Origin of the sequence: Flavobacterium cheonhonense (assembly GCF_035671315.1) — a bacterium.
In the GTDB taxonomy this organism is placed as follows: Bacteria; Bacteroidota; Bacteroidia; order Flavobacteriales; family Flavobacteriaceae; genus Flavobacterium; species Flavobacterium cheonhonense.
The window spans coordinates 834,309-850,728 of record NZ_JAXAVY010000001.1; the positions used below are offsets into that span (position 1 = coordinate 834,309).

The 16,420-nt window shown below is 37.9% G+C and carries 18 protein-coding genes; 13 read left to right on the forward strand and 5 right to left on the reverse strand.

Going from position 1 to position 16,420, the window contains the following annotated elements:
• Nucleotides 1-29: 29 nt before the first annotated feature.
• The 4 genes from mutY to gldD are packed head-to-tail and all read left to right on the forward strand — an operon-like array spanning nt 30 to nt 3,451.
• Nucleotides 30-1,070, forward strand: a complete 1,041-nt coding sequence (gene mutY, locus SK086_RS03635; RefSeq protein WP_324689841.1) for an A/G-specific adenine glycosylase — start codon at nt 30-32, stop codon at nt 1,068-1,070.
• Between the two features lie 46 nt (nt 1,071-1,116).
• On the forward strand, nt 1,117-1,554 hold the full coding sequence (locus tag SK086_RS03640; protein ID WP_290876771.1) for a single-stranded DNA-binding protein: 438 nt from the start codon (nt 1,117-1,119) through the stop codon (nt 1,552-1,554).
• Nucleotides 1,555-1,579: 25 nt separating this feature from the next.
• Nucleotides 1,580-2,875: a gliding motility-associated protein GldE gene (locus SK086_RS03645; protein WP_290876768.1), complete on the forward strand. Its 1,296-nt coding sequence runs from the start codon at nt 1,580-1,582 to the stop codon at nt 2,873-2,875.
• Nucleotides 2,876-2,881: 6 nt separating this feature from the next.
• Nucleotides 2,882-3,451, forward strand: coding sequence for a gliding motility lipoprotein GldD (gldD, locus tag SK086_RS03650; protein ID WP_324689843.1), 570 nt, complete (start codon nt 2,882-2,884; stop codon nt 3,449-3,451).
• Nucleotides 3,452-3,538: 87 nt separating this feature from the next.
• On the opposite strand, the gene SK086_RS03655 is transcribed toward gldD, so the two are convergent.
• Nucleotides 3,539-3,910: a heavy-metal-associated domain-containing protein gene (locus SK086_RS03655; protein ID WP_324689845.1), complete on the reverse strand. Its 372-nt coding sequence runs from the start codon at nt 3,908-3,910 to the stop codon at nt 3,539-3,541.
• 109 nt (nt 3,911-4,019) lie between these two features.
• Here SK086_RS03655 and SK086_RS03660 point away from each other — a divergent pair, with 109 nt between their 5' ends.
• On the forward strand, nt 4,020-4,886 hold the full coding sequence (locus SK086_RS03660; RefSeq protein WP_290876762.1) for a DMT family transporter: 867 nt from the start codon (nt 4,020-4,022) through the stop codon (nt 4,884-4,886).
• Between the two features lie 167 nt (nt 4,887-5,053).
• Here SK086_RS03660 and SK086_RS03665 read toward each other — a convergent pair whose 3' ends face one another.
• Together SK086_RS03665 and SK086_RS03670 are read right to left on the reverse strand one after the other, a co-directional pair.
• On the reverse strand, nt 5,054-7,108 hold the full coding sequence (locus SK086_RS03665) for a M16 family metallopeptidase (protein WP_324689847.1): 2,055 nt from the start codon (nt 7,106-7,108) through the stop codon (nt 5,054-5,056).
• A gap of 13 nt (nt 7,109-7,121) precedes the next feature.
• Nucleotides 7,122-8,447: a M16 family metallopeptidase gene (locus tag SK086_RS03670; protein ID WP_324689848.1), complete on the reverse strand. Its 1,326-nt coding sequence runs from the start codon at nt 8,445-8,447 to the stop codon at nt 7,122-7,124.
• A 222-nt stretch (nt 8,448-8,669) separates the two neighbouring features.
• Between SK086_RS03670 and rplU the strand changes: the two genes are divergently transcribed.
• The 3 genes from rplU to SK086_RS03685 all read left to right on the forward strand — a co-directional run bounded on the left by rplU (nt 8,670) and on the right by SK086_RS03685 (nt 10,428).
• The gene (gene rplU / locus SK086_RS03675; RefSeq protein ID WP_295338159.1) at nt 8,670-9,032 is read left to right on the forward strand and encodes a 50S ribosomal protein L21; all 363 of its coding nucleotides are present in this window, start codon (nt 8,670-8,672) and stop codon (nt 9,030-9,032) included.
• Between the two features lie 24 nt (nt 9,033-9,056).
• Nucleotides 9,057-9,317 (forward strand): 50S ribosomal protein L27, encoded by a 261-nt coding sequence (rpmA, locus tag SK086_RS03680; RefSeq protein ID WP_290874740.1) that lies wholly within the window; start codon nt 9,057-9,059, stop codon nt 9,315-9,317.
• A gap of 334 nt (nt 9,318-9,651) precedes the next feature.
• On the forward strand, nt 9,652-10,428 hold the full coding sequence (locus tag SK086_RS03685; RefSeq protein WP_324689850.1) for a PAS domain S-box protein: 777 nt from the start codon (nt 9,652-9,654) through the stop codon (nt 10,426-10,428).
• 7 nt (nt 10,429-10,435) lie between these two features.
• Here the strand turns inward: SK086_RS03685 and SK086_RS03690 are convergent, their stop codons facing one another.
• Both SK086_RS03690 and ahcY read right to left on the reverse strand, forming a co-directional pair.
• Nucleotides 10,436-10,723, reverse strand: coding sequence for a hypothetical protein (locus tag SK086_RS03690; protein WP_324689852.1), 288 nt, complete (start codon nt 10,721-10,723; stop codon nt 10,436-10,438).
• Between the two features lie 104 nt (nt 10,724-10,827).
• A complete protein-coding gene (gene ahcY / locus SK086_RS03695; RefSeq protein ID WP_290874748.1) occupies nt 10,828-12,144 on the reverse strand; it encodes an adenosylhomocysteinase in 1,317 nt (438 codons plus the stop codon).
• Nucleotides 12,145-12,283: 139 nt separating this feature from the next.
• Here ahcY and SK086_RS03700 point away from each other — a divergent pair, with 139 nt between their 5' ends.
• From SK086_RS03700 to arfB, 5 genes are read left to right on the forward strand one after another with little or no spacing between them, the layout of a single operon-like run.
• Entirely contained in the window at nt 12,284-12,928 is a 645-nt protein-coding gene (locus SK086_RS03700) for a 4'-phosphopantetheinyl transferase family protein (protein WP_324689854.1), read from the forward strand.
• A gap of 13 nt (nt 12,929-12,941) precedes the next feature.
• A complete protein-coding gene (locus tag SK086_RS03705; RefSeq protein ID WP_324689856.1) occupies nt 12,942-13,655 on the forward strand; it encodes a phosphoglycerol geranylgeranyltransferase in 714 nt (237 codons plus the stop codon).
• Nucleotides 13,655-14,269 carry a nicotinamide riboside transporter PnuC gene (gene pnuC / locus SK086_RS03710; protein ID WP_324689858.1) on the forward strand — a complete coding sequence of 205 codons (615 nt, stop codon included), beginning with the start codon at nt 13,655-13,657 and terminating at the stop codon, nt 14,267-14,269. The genes SK086_RS03705 and pnuC overlap by 1 nt, the downstream gene beginning before the upstream one ends.
• Nucleotides 14,236-15,837: a DUF4301 family protein gene (locus SK086_RS03715; RefSeq protein ID WP_324689860.1), complete on the forward strand. Its 1,602-nt coding sequence runs from the start codon at nt 14,236-14,238 to the stop codon at nt 15,835-15,837. The genes pnuC and SK086_RS03715 overlap by 34 nt, the downstream gene beginning before the upstream one ends.
• Nucleotides 15,827-16,228: an alternative ribosome rescue aminoacyl-tRNA hydrolase ArfB gene (arfB, locus tag SK086_RS03720; RefSeq protein WP_290874762.1), complete on the forward strand. Its 402-nt coding sequence runs from the start codon at nt 15,827-15,829 to the stop codon at nt 16,226-16,228. The genes SK086_RS03715 and arfB overlap by 11 nt, the downstream gene beginning before the upstream one ends.
• The last annotated feature ends 192 nt before the right edge of the window (nt 16,229-16,420 follow it).

A 16,420-nucleotide genomic window follows, 5' to 3' on the forward strand; every position in this document is an offset into this window, starting at 1 on the left:
GATTTATTTTTGTAAACCTAAATTCCGCTATGAATTTCTCTAAATCTCTAATCCAATGGTATTTACAAAACAAACGCGACTTGCCTTGGAGAAATACGATTGATCCTTACTTTATTTGGCTCTCCGAAATCATGTTGCAACAAACGCGTGTAGCGCAAGGATTGCCTTATTTTTTGCGTTTTACCGAAGCATTTCCTACCGTGTTTGATTTGGCCAAAGCCGATGAAGAGCAAGTGCTCAAATTATGGCAAGGGTTGGGCTATTACTCCAGAGCCAGAAATTTGCATAAAACAGCCCAGCAAGTTGCTTTTGAATTCAATGGGAAGTTTCCCGCCAACTATGCCGAATTGCTAAAGCTGAAAGGCATAGGTGAATATACCGCAGCCGCCATCGCTTCGTTTGCCTATAATGAGAGTGTTCCTGTGGTTGACGGCAATGTGTACCGAGTGTTGTCTCGTTATTTTGAAGTGGAAACTGATATTGCCTCTTCCGGCGCCAAGAAAGAATTCACGCAATTGGCCGCCGAATTGTTGCCCGCCGGGGAAGCCAATTTGTTCAATCAAGCCATAATGGAATTCGGAGCTTTACAGTGCGTACCTAAGAATCCGGATTGTGCTAACTGTATTTTTAACAACAGTTGCGCTGCGTTACAAAAAAAGAAAGTAGCTCAGTTGCCCATAAAATCAAAGAAAGTAAAAGTCAGAACCCGTTTTTTTACTTATTTGGTTTTTGAAGATGAGGTCAACAATACACTCATTCAAAAACGAACCCAAAAAGGCATTTGGCACAATTTATACGAGTTTCCGTTACTTGAAACTGATAACGATTTGTCGCCTGAAGCATTATCTGATTTGCTGCTTAAACATACCTATGTAGAAAATAAAATACTCGACATATCGCGATTCAATGAAGCAGTAATGGTACACAAGTTAACCCATCAGCATTTGAATATTTGCTTTTGGAAAGTTAGAGTAGCAGGCAAGCTTTCCGAAGGAACCAACTGGAAATCAGTCAAAAAATTGCCGTTTCCGATTGTAATTCACAATTTTATTGAAGCCGAAAGGTTTTAAATTTCAAAAAAAGCTGTAAATTTGAAAAGAACAAATTGCTGAAAAAATGAATGGGACATTAAATAAAGTGATGCTTATCGGTCATTTAGGTGACGAAGTAAAAATGCACTATTTCGAGGGTGGCAATTGCATCGGTCGTTTTCCGTTGGCCACTAATGAGGTTTACATCAACAAACAAACCAACGAAAAAATCACTTCCACCGAATGGCACAATTTAGTGGTTCGAAACAAAGCGGCGGAAATTTGTGAAAGATATTTGTCTAAAGGTGATAAAATTTATGTGGAAGGTCGCATCAAATCCCGTCAATGGCAAGCTGAAGACGGCACTACCAAATACACCACGGAAATTCAGGTAACCGAATTCACTTTTTTAACCACCAAGAAAGAGGTGGAAGGCATCAAAACACCCCAAAATTTAGAAGCTAAACCTGCTAACTTTGAGTCGCCCAATACCGCCAATCCTGAGAACGATTTGCCGTTTTGACATTGTTTAACTAACCTTGATACTTTTGGACCCCGAGCCCGGTTTGACTTTTCTCGATACTCTTGATACCAACTTGCTTTTTGGAAGTTTAGTCATTGTTTTGTTGTTGTTTTGTTCGGCTATGATTTCAGCCGCAGAAGTAGCTTTGTTTTCGTTATCTCAGAATGATTTGACCAAGCTTTCTCAGCAAAATCCCACCAAATCTCAGTTGGTTTCCCAATTGTTGCAAAAACCCAAAAAACTACTGGCTACTTTGCTTTTGGCCAACAATTTTGTCAATATCGGGATAGTGATTATCTTTTCTTTTTTATCGAATTCCTTTTTTGCCGGGATAGTTTCACCGTTAGTGAAGTTTGTGGTTGAAGTTGTTTTGGTTACTTTTCTCATTTTGCTCTTCGGCGAAGTATTGCCTAAAGTTTATGCCAGCCGAAATAATATTAAATTTTCATCCGGTATTGCTAGACCGCTTTGGATATTAGACCAATTGTTATCGCCTTTAAGTTTGCCTATGCGCGCTGTTACAGTTTATTTACATAAAAAATTAGGCAGACAAAAAACCAATATTTCGGTTGACCAACTATCGCAAGCTTTGGAGATGACCTCGGCTGACGATACTACTTCGGAAGAACAAAAAATTTTGGAAGGCATCGTTTCTTTCGGGAATACCGATACCAAGCAAGTAATGAGTCCGAGAATTGATATCTTTGCGCTCGAGATTGAAGAATCTTTCGCCGAGATTTATCCGAAGATTGTTGAAAAAGGCTATTCGCGAATTCCCGTTTTCCGCGAAAATATCGATCATATCGAAGGCGTTTTGTTTGTAAAAGATTTGATTCCGCATATTCATAAAAAGGAATTCAATTGGAATTCGTTGTTGCGCGAACCGTTTTTTGTGCCTGAAAACAAAAAACTCGACGATTTGCTGAAGGATTTTCAAAGCATGAAAAGCCATTTAGCAATAGTAGTTGACGAATACGGCGGTACTTCGGGCTTGGTTTCTTTAGAAGATGTGATTGAGGAAATTGTGGGCGACATTTCGGATGAGTTTGATGACGAGAACATCAGCTATTCGCAAATTGACGAGAAGAATTTTCTGTTTGAAGGTAAAATGAATCTCAAAGATTTTTATCGCATTGTCAATGTTGATGAAGAAGCTTTTGATGATCGAAAAGGAGAAGCTGAAACCTTGGCCGGTTTTATCTTAGAAATTTTAGGTAATTTCCCGAAGAAAGGTCAAAAAATCCACTTTTCTACTGTGACTTTCACCGTTGAAGTAGTTGATAAAAAAAGAGTGAAACAATTAAAAGTAACTTTGGAATAAAGTAAGATGAGGAATAAAGTTGTAGGGTTATTGACGGTTTTTTTACTGTTAACTTTTGTTGGATGTAAAAATGAAGTGTTGCCCAAACCGGCCGGACAATTGCGTTTGGATTATGAGGTGGCTAAGTACGCTACGTTCAGTAATCCGTGTCCGTTTACGTTTGAAATGAATGAAAAAGCCAAGATAAAAGCGACTCAAAATTGCGAGTTCACCATCCATTATCCAAAGATGAAGGCGACCATTTATCTTACTTATAAGACGGTAAACAACGATATTGATAAATTGTTGCGCGACGCTCAAAAGTTGACTTACGAGCATGTTATTAAGGCCGATGATATTTTAGAGCAGCCGTTCATCAATAACGATAAAAAAGTATACGGTATGTTTTATCGTGTGAGTGGTAATGCCGCCACTAATGCACAGTTTTATGCTACCGACAGTGTCAAACATTTTGTAACCGGTTCGGTGTATTTTTATGCTAAACCCAATTTTGATTCGATTATGCCGGCCGCCGATTACATTCGAAACGACATGCAGCATTTGATTGAATCTATTCAATGGACTCAAGGCCGATAGATGGAACGGAGCGGAACGAGCGAAGCAAACTAAATAAAAAAAGGAACTCCTGAGAGCTCCTTCTTCATTAACTGAAATTTGTTGGGATTATTTTTTGACTACTTTATAAGTGTTACCGTCGGCAGCTCCTTCTACAGTGGCATATAGTTTTTCCGGAGTTAATACGGCAGCATCAAATTCTACAGTCGCTTCTTTTTTATCAAAGTTAACCGTCGCTTTTTGCACGCCATCCATATCGGCTAATTTCTTTTCGATAGTTTTTGCACAACCCATAGCGCAGGTCATTCCTTCTATTTTAAAACTGGCTGTTTCCGGTTTTGCAGCTACAGCCTTTGTTTTTTCGTTAGTAGCGGTAACTTCGGTTTCGTTTTCGGTAACGGGTTTGCTCGCAGTGTCTTTACAGCTGAAACACAAAGATGAGACGATGCCTAAGGTTACTAAAGATTTGGTGAAATTCATGGTATTCCTAATTTTTAATTGTAATTGCTTGTTTGAGAGACAAAAATAAATAAAAATTAAAGTTATTATTCTTAAAATAATTACAAAATTTGAAATCCAAAATTTGCGTATGAAAGCAACACAAACAAAATGGCTTATTTTAATCGTCCTGGCCTTAATTTGGGGCAGTTCGTTTATATTGATTAAAAAGGGATTGGTAGGATTGAGTCCGTTTCAATTGGGTTCCTTGCGCATAGTGTTTTGCGCCTTATTTTTGTTAGTAATCGGATTTAAAAGTTTGACAACTATTCCGCTGCACAAGTGGAAATTCATTGCCCTAACTTCGCTTTTCGGGACTTTTATCCCGGCTTATCTTTTTGCCATTGCGCAAACGCAAATCAGTAGTTCGGTGAGTTCGATACTCAATTCGCTTACGCCTTTGAATACTTTAATATTGGGTGCGGTGGTTTTTGGTCTCGACTTTAAACGAACGCAAATCATAGGAGTGCTTGTTGGTTTTGCCGGAACGATGTTGCTTATTTTAAATGGAGCTGCACACCATCCGAATCAGAATTATTGGTACACGATTTTGGTGTTAATAGCCTCGATGTGTTATGCCACTAATGTCAATTTGATCAAAAGATATTTATCCGATTTGAAGCCTTTAACCATTACTACAGGGAATTTTTTGGTAATGTTACTTCCGGCTTTGGGCATTTTGTTTTTTACCGATTTTACCACAAAAATGCATTTGACTTCGGTAAAGGAAGCGATGATTTACATTGCCATTTTGGGCATCATCGGAACCGGAATTGCCAATGTGCTATTTTATAAATTGATCCAAATTTCGTCTCCGGTTTTTGCCACATCCGTTACCTATTTGATTCCGGTTGTAGCTTTCTTTTGGGGATTGTTGGACAATGAAATGTTAACGCCGGTGCAGTTTGTTGGTGCTTTTGTAGTGTTGGTCGGCGTTTATTTGTCGAGTAAAAAATAGCGCTGAAATAACCGCATAATAACATAGGTTTTGAAGCTTATTCAAAAGGCGTTTCACTTTTTGTTGATGGTAACAAAAAGGCATTAATATCTCCTATGTCTCTATGTGGTTCAAACAAAAAAAAGACCGCTATTGCTAACGGTCTTTTTTTATTGGTATGATTTCAATTATTGAAAATCAGCATCTGAAATACCTTCGTTAATTTTAACTTCAGACATTTTGATGTCTAATTCAAAGCCAACATTCATGATGTGGTTGAAAGGAAGTTTTACACCTTTTACGTCTCTGTAATCACCAAAAGTAGTTACTTGAGTTACTTTTTGACCACCTTGTTCACTTGTAGAAGCTTCGGCAATTTTCAAGCCTGATTTTACATCGAAGTAGTAAGTAGTATCGCCGTCAACAACAGTGTAAGCATCGCTTCCGTTCATAGGTTCGATACCGCTTAGCGTTACTCCGGCTTTAGTAGCTAATAAAGTTTCGCTAAACAATACAGCGCTTTCTTTCATTTCAGCCAATTCTTTGCCTTCCATTACTTTTTTCTGTCCTTGTTGCGAAGCATAAGCGGTATTTCCGTTTACCACTTGTTTCATCAATGAACCCATTCCGGCCATTGATAATTCTTCAGCAAATCTTCCTTTAGAATCGATTTTTGAAGTGTAAGTTAACGGCATTGGTGCTTGAGGGATTTTAGCAGAACCTAAATAAGCAATTGATTTTACAGTTTTGATGGCTTTGTCACCACCAATAGCATTGATATAATTGTCGATTACCGTTTTTACCGTTACGCCGGCAGGAATCGCTTTCTTCATAGCCGGTTTTTCTGTTGGATTACCAAATTTATCAAAGAAGAAAATCGGAATTTTCAAACTTTCTAATCCCGGTAAAACTTCAGCTGCTTTTCCTACTACTAAGATTCTTAAGTTATCAGCTAAGAAGTATTTGTTTACCACTCTCATTACATCATCCGGAGTAACGGCGTTGATGTTTTTGATGTAGTTTTCATAGAAATCAGCCGGAAGACCTTCTGTTTCAATGTTTAAAGCATAACGGGCAACAGTAGACGGTTTTTCTACTTGCATTACGAAACGACCGATGTAACCGGCTTTTACGTTGTTTAATGCTTCTTCAGAAACTTTCTCAGTTCTGATACGGTTTAATTCGTATAAAGCTTGTGTGATGGCACTATCGGTTACTGCATTTCTTACTTGCGTATTGGCTCTGAATTGGCTGTACATGTTTTTGTCGAAACCAACACTAGAGCGGGCACCGTATGTCCAACCGTGTTTTTCTCTCAAGTTCATGTTCAAGTAGCTGTTAAAATCGCCACCAAATACTTGATTCGCTAAAATTACCGGGAAGAAATCGGCATCGCCCATTTTCAAGTTTACCGTGTTGAAAAGAGTGATTTCCGACTGCACTGCGTTCGGCATATCTACAAAATTGATTTGTGAATACTGAACGTTGGTTGGGTTAGAGTAAGTTAATCTTGGCGCAGTAGCTTTTACCCATGAACCGAATAATTTCTCTACTAATTTTTTAACTTCTTTGGTTTTAACATCGCCAACTACCACTAAGTAAGCTTTTTCAGGAACAAAGTAAGTGCTGTAATTGGTTTTTACATCGGCTAAAGAAACGTTGTTGATGGTTTCTTCTGACAAGTATTCACCCGCAGGATGGTTTTTCCCGTAAGCTAAAACTCGCTCTACTCTTCCGGCTACTGCAGGAACGCTTTTCTCTTGCGTTTTTAAGCCTTCGATTAGTTTTTCTTTTTCTTTGTCGAATTCTTCTTGTGTGAAGTTAGGCATTAAAGCACCTTCGGCCATCAATTCTAAAATTCTTTTCGAGTGTTTAGACAAACCACTGGCAGAAGCGCCCGAAGAGAAAAAGTTAATGTTAGCGCCTAAGAAATCGATTTCTTCATTAAAAGCATCTTTCGATGTTTTGGTAGAACCGTTTCCGATTAAGCTGCTCGTTAAATCGTCAACGCCTTTTTTGTTACCTTCCGCATACGGAGTGTTGTCGATAGATAAGTTGAAAGATACACGAGGTAATTTATGGTTTTCAACCACTAAAACTTTCAAGCCGTTTGGCAAAGAAAAAGTTTCCGGTTTTTTGATGTTAATAGTTGGTGCCGGACCCGGTTTTGGTTGGGTTCTGTCTTGTGCTTGCATAGTTAAGGTTAAAAACAAGCTTGATAATACTATAATTGTTTTTTTCATGATACTTTGAGTCTTAGTTTTGAGCTTTGTCTTTGGCCGGTACATAATCCAAAATCAAACGTTGATTTGGGTTCAAGTATTTTTTAGCGATATCTCTGATTTCTTCACGAGTGATAGAACGGAAGATTTCGATTTCGGTATTGATTAAGTTTACATCACCATATAAAAGATAGAAAGTAGCTAAGTTTTCGGCTACACCTTCTACGCTGGCATTGCTGTCAACATAGTTGCTTTCGTAGATGTTTTGCAATTTTTGAAAATCTTTCTCAGAAATCAATTCGTTTTGCATTTTTACAATTTCCTCATCGATTTCTCTGATCAAGTCGGCCGAAGTGTTTTCACCTTGCGGCATTCCGTATAAAATGTACTGACCGTAATCTTCTTGGGTATAGTTGAAAGCACCTACTTGTAAGGCCATCTTTTTATCGTCTACAATTTTTTTGTACAATTTAGAACTTTTACCGTTGCTTAAATAAGTAGAAATCATGTCTAATACTCTGGCGTCACGGGTTTTCATCGATGGTGTTCTGTAAGCGGCTACCACCATTTCCTTTTGGATGTTCGGATCTTCGTAACGGGCTTTGATAGGCTCGGTGATAGGTGCTTCTGTAAAAGTTTCTTTTTTGATTTCAACACCTCTTGGAATAGGACCGAAATATTTTTCAATCCACGCTTTAGTTTGTGCCATATCAATTTGACCGGCTACTACTAAAACTGCATTGTTAGGGGTGTAGAATTTTTTGTTGAACGCTTGGAATTCCTCTAAAGTGGCTGCGTCTAAGTGCGCCATTGAACCAATTGGTGCCCAACGGTAAGGGTGATTTTTGAACATGTTTTTCTTTACCTCGGCAATCAATTGACCGTAAGGTTGGTTGTCAACACGTAATCTTTTTTCTTCTTTAACGACTTCGTTTTGAGTATCAACACCAATTTGATTGATAACAGGATGCATTAATCGCTCAGATTCCATCCACAATCCTAACTCGGTATTGTTAGAAGGAAAAACTTCAAAGTAGTAGGTTCTGTCTTCCGAAGTATTGGCGTTATTTGTTCCTCCGTTAGAAGTTACAATTTTGAACCATTCTCCTCTTTTGATGTTTTCAGTTCCTTCGAATAATAAATGCTCAAAGAAGTGAGCAAATCCTGTTCTTTCCGGATTCTCATCTTTAGAACCTACGTGGTACATTACCGAAGTAATCACCACCGGTGCAGACGGATCGTTGTGTAAAATAACATGCAAACCATTCGGTAAATCGTACTCTTCAAAAGCTACCTTTTGAGCATGTGCTGTTCCTCCAAGCATAAGCAATGAACTTAAAGCAATTAATGATTTTTTCATAAAAAATTGAAATTTTTTCGTTGATTGTTGAGTTAGTTAACTAACCTTTAAATTTGTTACACAAAAGTACTTTTTTTTATCTAAAAATGTGATAACCCGCACAATTATATTGTTTTGGCTAAGAGGCTGTTGCTAAGATTTGAAAAAAATACTTAACAGGGTTGTGTGTAAAAGAAATAGTTGTATATTTGCGCACTTAAAAATTAACTAAACATTATTGTTATGTACGCAATCGTAGAGATAGCAGGGCAACAATTTAAAGTAAGCAAAGACCAAAAAGTTTTTGTTCACCGTTTGGCTACAGAAGAAGGATCAAAAGTTTCTTTTGACAAAGTTCTTTTGTTAGACGACAATGGTAACATCACTTTAGGCGCCCCAGCTATAGAAGGTGCTTCAGTAGAAGCCAAAGTGTTACAACACTTAAAAGGAGACAAAGTAATCGTTTTCAAAAAGAAAAGAAGAAAAGGTTACAAAAAAAGAAACGGACACAGACAGTCGTTGACTCAAATCGTAATTGAGGGAATCAACGGAAGTGCTGCTCCAAAAAAGAAAGCAGCAAAAAAAGCTGAAGCTACAGAAGAATAATTAACATTTAAAAACTAAAACGTCATGGCTCACAAGAAAGGTGTCGGTAGTTCTAAGAATGGTAGAGAATCAGAATCGAAACGTTTAGGCGTTAAGATTTATGGTGGTCAAGCTGCAATTGCTGGTAATATCATCGTTAGACAAAGAGGTTCTAAACACAATGCCGGAGATAACGTTTACATGGGTAAAGATCACACTTTACATGCAAAGGTTGACGGGATTGTAAAATTCCAGAAAAAAGGAGATAACAAATCATTTGTATCTATCCTTCCGTTCGAAGCATAAGAACAAACTCTTATCACAATATAAAACCCGCTCAGCAATGAGCGGGTTTTTTTATTTTCTTGTCGCACAGATTTGTCCGCAATTACTTATTGCTCGTTTTTTTTTGTACGAAGCTACAGCAAGAATGTCAAGAATGTAAATTATTGTGCTATACTTGTCGCAAATATTTTCAAAAACCACTTTCCTTTTTTAATTTTTGCCTAATTTTAGCCAAAGCAAATTGCCCCAAAACAGTCCGGAATTGTAAAAACGATTTGTCTTATTTATGTATTTAATCAACAAGCGGCCAAAGCATTTTGGTTTTTTTGACTTTTTTAAATTATCCTTAGTCTGTTTGGTTTTCGATTTTACGACCATGTTGGTGATTGAACAATTCACCAGTCTCAGTGGCGTTGTATTACTGGTTTTAGAGTCGGTAATCTTCACACTTTCCTTTTCAACAGCCTACTATTTGATTTATTATCGCCCCTTGCATCATTCTTTCCAAAACTCCTTGGAGTTGTTAAATGAATTTGAAACTGTATTGCGAACCACAAGCGATGGATTTTGGATTACCGACATAGAGCATAACGGCAGAATCTTATTCGTTAACGATGCTTATTGCGAAATGATTGGCTATACGCGACAAGAGTTACTACAAATGAATATAAGAGATATTGATTGTAATGAGTCGCTTGAAGAAATGAAAAACCATTTTCAAAGGATAATCGAAAAAAGACACGATAGGTTTGTCAGCACTCATATGACCAAGTCGGGAGAAAAAATAGAAGTTGAGGTTAGCGTAACCTTTTTAAATATCAATCAAGGAAGGTTTTATGTTTTTCTTAAAAATATTACCCAAGAGCAACAGCTCAAGCGAAATATGTTGGGGCAAAATGAGAAGTTATACGAAATCGCATTTTTGCAATCTCACCAAGTTAGAGCACCAATAGTTCGGCTTTTAGGGTTGATCAACCTAATCAATTACGAGGAATTTAATGATCCTGAAAACAAAGAAATCATCCACGCTCTCAAAGACTCAACGGTAAATTTTGATGAAATCATCCGTGAAATCATCAATAAAACCAACGATTTATACCAACTCAAGCAAGAAAACGACTCCAAACAATAAGGTTGGTTTAGCCATCAAAACCGTTCAGCAATGAGCGGTTTTTTATTTTGGAGCGGCCGATCGAAGTGAATTGGCGAAGCAAAGGTTCGGTTTTTTTCCCCGCTATTTGTTTCATTTTTTTGTCACCCTGAGCGCAGTCGAAGGGTTTTTTAAAAAACAAAAAGATTTCCTCTACAATCGGGGCTAGCCGGTATTCGTCTTTTGTCTCAGGAATATCGTCCCTAACGGGACTTCTTTTTATATGGATTTTTGCTACCCCTATTAAATCCCTAACGGGATTGTAAACATAAGACATCTTTTTTCTTACTGTTCGGCCTACGGTATCAACAAATCAAAAGGAATTGTAAATAAAAAACCCTCGCTTGAAGCAAGGGTTTATATCTAATATTTAAAATCTGATTAATATCTGTAATATTCCGGTTTAAACGGTCCTTGAACGTCAACACCAATATAAGCGGCTTGTTCATTGTTTAAGGTCTCCAATTCAACCCCTAATTTAGCCAAGTGTAAAGCAGCCACTTTTTCATCTAAATGTTTAGGCAACATGTACACTTCATTTTTGTAGGCAGCGCTGTTGTTCCACAATTCGATTTGAGCCAAAGTTTGGTTGGTGAATGAGTTACTCATTACAAAACTTGGGTGACCGGTAGCACAACCTAAGTTTACTAAACGACCTTCAGCTAAGATAATGATATCTTTACCGTTAACGTTGTATTTGTCCACTTGTGGTTTGATTTCTACTTTAGAATCACCGTGGTTTTGGTTTAACCAAGCCATGTCGATTTCGTTGTCAAAGTGACCAATGTTACAAACGATGGTTTTGTCTTTCATGGCTTCAAAATGTCTTCCAACAACGATGTCTTTGTTACCTGTAGTTGTAATCACGATATCAGCATTAGCGATAACGGTGTCTAATTTTTTCACTTCAAATCCGTCCATAGCCGCTTGTAAAGCACAAATCGGGTCAATTTCAGTAACAGTTACAATAGAACCCGCGCCTCTGAAAGAAGCTGCAGTTCCTTTACCAACGTCTCCGTAACCACAAACTACAACTCTTTTTCCGGCCAACATAATGTCGGTAGCACGACGAACAGCATCAACAGCTGATTCTTTACATCCGTATTTGTTGTCAAATTTCGATTTAGTAACCGAATCGTTTACGTTAATAGCCGGCATGTATAAAGTACCGTTTTTCATTCTTTCGTATAAACGGTGAACTCCGGTTGTAGTTTCTTCTGACAAACCTTTGATGCCCGGAATTAATTCAGGGTAACGGTCGAATACCATGTTTGTCAAATCACCACCATCATCCAAAATCATGTTCAATGGTTTTCTGTCTTCACCAAAGAATAAAGTTTGTTCAATACACCAATCAAATTCTTCTTCGTTCAAACCTTTCCAAGCGTAAACCTGGATTCCTGCAGCAGCAATAGCAGCCGCAGCCTGATCTTGAGTAGAGAAAATGTTACAAGAAGACCAAGTCACTTCTGCACCCAAAGCGATCAAAGTTTCGATTAAAACAGCAGTTTGGATAGTCATGTGAAGACATCCTGCAATGCGTGCGCCTTTAAGCGGTTGACTGGCTCCATATTCTTCACGAAGTGCCATTAATCCGGGCATTTCGGCTTCGGCCAACTCAATTTCTTTTCTTCCCCAAGCTGCCAAGTTAATATCTTTAACTTTGTAAGCTACAAAAGGTAATGTTTGTGTACTCATCTATTGTGTATATTTGTTTTATAAAATTGTGGCGCAAAATTACGGAATAGAAAAGAATTAAAAAAAACTTTTTTGATTTTTTAGGGATTGTTTAAGCGCTTAATTTTCTGAAAAACAATTAGATAATTTTAAAACACCCATGCCGTTACTAAAAATCAAAGCTTTAAATACTAACACTACGCTTTATGTTTGGAAAATCACCGAGTCTTTCGATGAACTTTTTCGAAGTGTAGCTTTGAAAGATGTTTCTCTGGCAAGATTAGAAGGGATGAAAGCCGAAAGTCACCAAAAAGGCTTTCTCAGCGTAAGAAGATTGTTGATGGAAGCAGGTTATATCGACTTCGATTTGCATTACGATGCGTTTGGGAAGCCGCATTTGGCCGATGGGAAACACATTTCGATTTCCCATTCCCATGATTTTTCGGTAATCGTAATCAGTCAAGAAAATATTGGAGCCGATCTTGAACTTCTAAAAGAAAAAACCCTGAAACTAGCACCCAGATTTATGGATGTTGCGCATTTGAAAGGTTTGTCGGAAACCGATTCGCTCCAAAAAGCTACGGTGGTTTGGGGTATTAAAGAGTCGGTTTTTAAGATAAAAAATGAAGTCGGCATTAGTTTTAAAGATCATATTTTTGAAAGCGATTTTAATCTCAACGATAAACAATGTAAAGTCACCTTAAGGTTCAACAATAAAGAAGAGTATTTTGATGTACTATTCGATTTCATCGAAGACTATGTGTTTGTTTGTGCCTTTAATTCTGTTTCTTTGAGCGATGTTTAGGCCAAATACAACAATGAAAAACATTTACCAAGACATACAAACGGCTAAAAGTAACCAACAAAAGCTATTAGCCATTTTGCTGGATCCCGATAAAGTTTCGGTTACAGCCATAGGTAAACTAGCAGAAAAAATCAACCAATCTCCGGCAAGTCATATTTTTGTCGGGGGCAGTTCTTTTGAAGGCAATCATTTAAATGAACTGCTCAAGGTTTTAAAATCTCAAATAAATTTACCTATTGTACTTTTCCCCGGAAATCCTTCGCAAATTTCACCCGAAGCCCACGGGATTTTGTTTTTACAACTACTCTCAGGTAGAAATCCGGAATACCTAATTGAACACCAAGTGAACGCTGTTCCTGTTTTAGAAAAAACACATCTTGAAATTCTTTCTACCGGTTATATTTTAATTGAAAGCGGTCACGAAACCGCCGTTGAAAGAGTCAGCCAAACGAAACCGATTAACCGAGACCAAATCGATTATGTTGCCCAAACGGCCAAAGCCGGTGAATTTATCGGAAATAAATTAATCTACCTCGAAGCCGGAAGCGGTGCGCAACAAGCAGTGTCTTTGGCTATGATTGCTGCAGTGGCGCAACGCATTTCGATTCCGCTAATCGTGGGCGGCGGTATTCGTTCGCGAGAAGCTATTAATTCAGCTTTTGATGCCGGAGCCGATTTGGTGGTTATCGGCACTGCTTTTGAAAACGACCCAACTTTCTTCGACTGATGCTAGATTTTTTTATCTCACAATATCAAAATGCTTCCTTCCTTCAAATTATCTTGGAGTTTTTGGTATTTGTATTCGGAATTGCCAGTGTGGTGTTAGCTAAAAAAGAAAATATTTGGGTGTATCCAACCGGTTTGATTGCCACGGTTATTACAACCTATTTGTTGTATCAAGCGAAGTATTTCGGTGATATGACAATGAACGCCTATTATTCTTTAATGAGTCTTTACGGATGGTACAAATGGTCGGCCAAGACTAACGAGCCCGAAATCAAAATCACCCGAACCAATATGCGCGAAAAACTTATCGGTTTGGGATTGTTTGGACTAACTATGGTCATCACTTACATGGTTTACAAGTTTTTTGATTACAAACTTGAAATTCCTAATTATATTGATATTTTTACATCCGGCCTTTTTTTTACAGCCATGTGGTATATGGCACTTAAAAAAATAGAAAATTGGACGTTGTGGATTATTGGGGATTGCATCGTTGTGCCGTTGTTTGCCTATAGAGGCTTGGGAATGTTATCGCTTCAATACTTCATTTTCACAATTTTGGCCGTTTACGGATATTTGGAATGGAAGAAAATCATACTAGAAAAGAAAGTTTAGCTAAAAATTACGGATTAAGCGAGGCCGACTTTGAGCAAATCAAAGCGAAAGGCATTGCTTTGGATAAAATTGAAACTGAATTATTGCTCTTTAAATCCGGGATTCCCAAAATATATATAGAAAGACCGGCCACTTTAGGAGACGGAATCCTAAAACTGACTGCTGAACAATTTCAATCATATGCCCATAGTTTCGATGCAAACAAAACCGCATTGAAGCTAAAAAAGTTTGTTCCGGCCTCGGGCGCTGCCAGCCGAATGTTCAAATTTTTGAATGAGTTTTTAAACGATTTCGACCACGAAAATGAAACCATCAACGCTTACATCAATCGGAAAAAAGACAAGAATTTGCCGATTTTTCTGGCCGGAATTGAAAAGTTTCCGTTCTACGACGAAATCAAATCTGTAGTGAAACAGCTGTATCCGGATTACTATTCTCTGGAAAGTCACGAAAAGAGTTATCGATTCATCAAATTGATGCTTTCCACTGAACATTTTGATTTTGCCAACAAACCCAAAGGCGTACTCGATTTTCATAAATACCCGTCGCATGTCGCTACTCCGGTCGAAGAACATCTGAATGAATGTGCATTTTATGCCGCTTCAAATTCGGTCTCGCATTTGCATTTTACCGTTTCAGAAAACCATCAAAATCTATTCACTTCCATTATTGATAAGGTTAAGGATAAGGTAGAAAGTAAAACGGATACCAAAGTTCACATCAGCTATTCTTACCAAGACCAAAGCACAGATACCATTGCTGTCGACATGAATAACAGACCTTTTCGCAATGAGCAAAACAAATTGGTTTTCCGTCCAGGCGGTCATGGTGCGTTAATCAATAATCTTAACGAACTCGAAGCGGATGTTATTTTCATTAAAAACATCGATAACGTTATTCAAAATCACATACACGAAATTACCTTATACAAAAAGGGATTAGCCGGGATTTTACTCGAACTACAGCAAAAAGTTTTCGAGATTCTGAACGCGATCGACAGCCGTTCCATAGGTGAAAATGATATAGAGGAAATCATCCGCTTCATGAAGCAACAACTCAATATTGATGTGTTGGACGATTTCTACAAATACACACTCGAAAACAAAATCGATTTTATCAAAAACAAACTTAACCGACCAATTCGCGTTTGCGGTATGGTAAAAAACGAAGGCGAACCCGGTGGTGGCCCTTTTTGGGTGCGAAGTTTTAAAGGGAATGTATCATTACAAATTGTGGAAAGCTCACAGGTTGATACCCACAATTCGGAACAGGCGAGTATTTTGTCAAAAGCTACGCATTTCAATCCCGTGGATTTGGTTTGTGCTACTAAAGACTACCAAGGGCAAAAGTTTGATTTGACTCAATTTGTCGACCAAAGTACCGGTTTTATAGTTCACAAAAATAACAAAGGGATAGACTTAAAAGGCTATGAGCTACCTGGACTTTGGAATGGCGCCATGGCCAAGTGGATTACCGTTTTTGTCGAAGTACCTTTGGTAACTTTTAATCCGGTAAAAACAGTGAATGACTTACTGAAACCGGCTCATCAACCGCAATATGAAAACTGAGATATTGTTAACTGAACTGCAGTTTAAAGCAGTCAGAAGTTCGGGTGCTGGCGGGCAAAATGTAAACAAAGTATCTTCAAAAGTAATGCTGTCTTTTGATGTCAACCAATCATTAGCGTTGACCGATGAAGAGAAGACTTTACTGAAGCATAAATTGGCATCAAAACTCACTAACGAACAAGTGTTAATTTTGGCTTGCGATGAAGACCGAAGCCAGCTTAAGAACAAAACTATCGTAACCAAACGATTTTTAGAACTACTCAAATCATCTTTAGTCGTTCCTAAGAAAAGAAAACCCACTAAAATTCCACGTGCCGTAATCGAAAAACGCATCAAAGCCAAGCGCAATCTATCGGAAATCAAACAAAACAGAAGAAAGCCTAATTTCTAAAATTCATAATTTGTAATTCATAATTTGTAATTATCTTTGCCTCGTCTCAAAGGGGTGCTCTAAATAACGAGCTGAGATCATACCCAACGAACTTAGAACAGGTAATGCTGTTTAAGGATTTGACGAAAAACTAAAGTGCACGTTAGTCGTACGTCAGGAGTATCAATTTTTTTTATAAACCAAGAATAATTG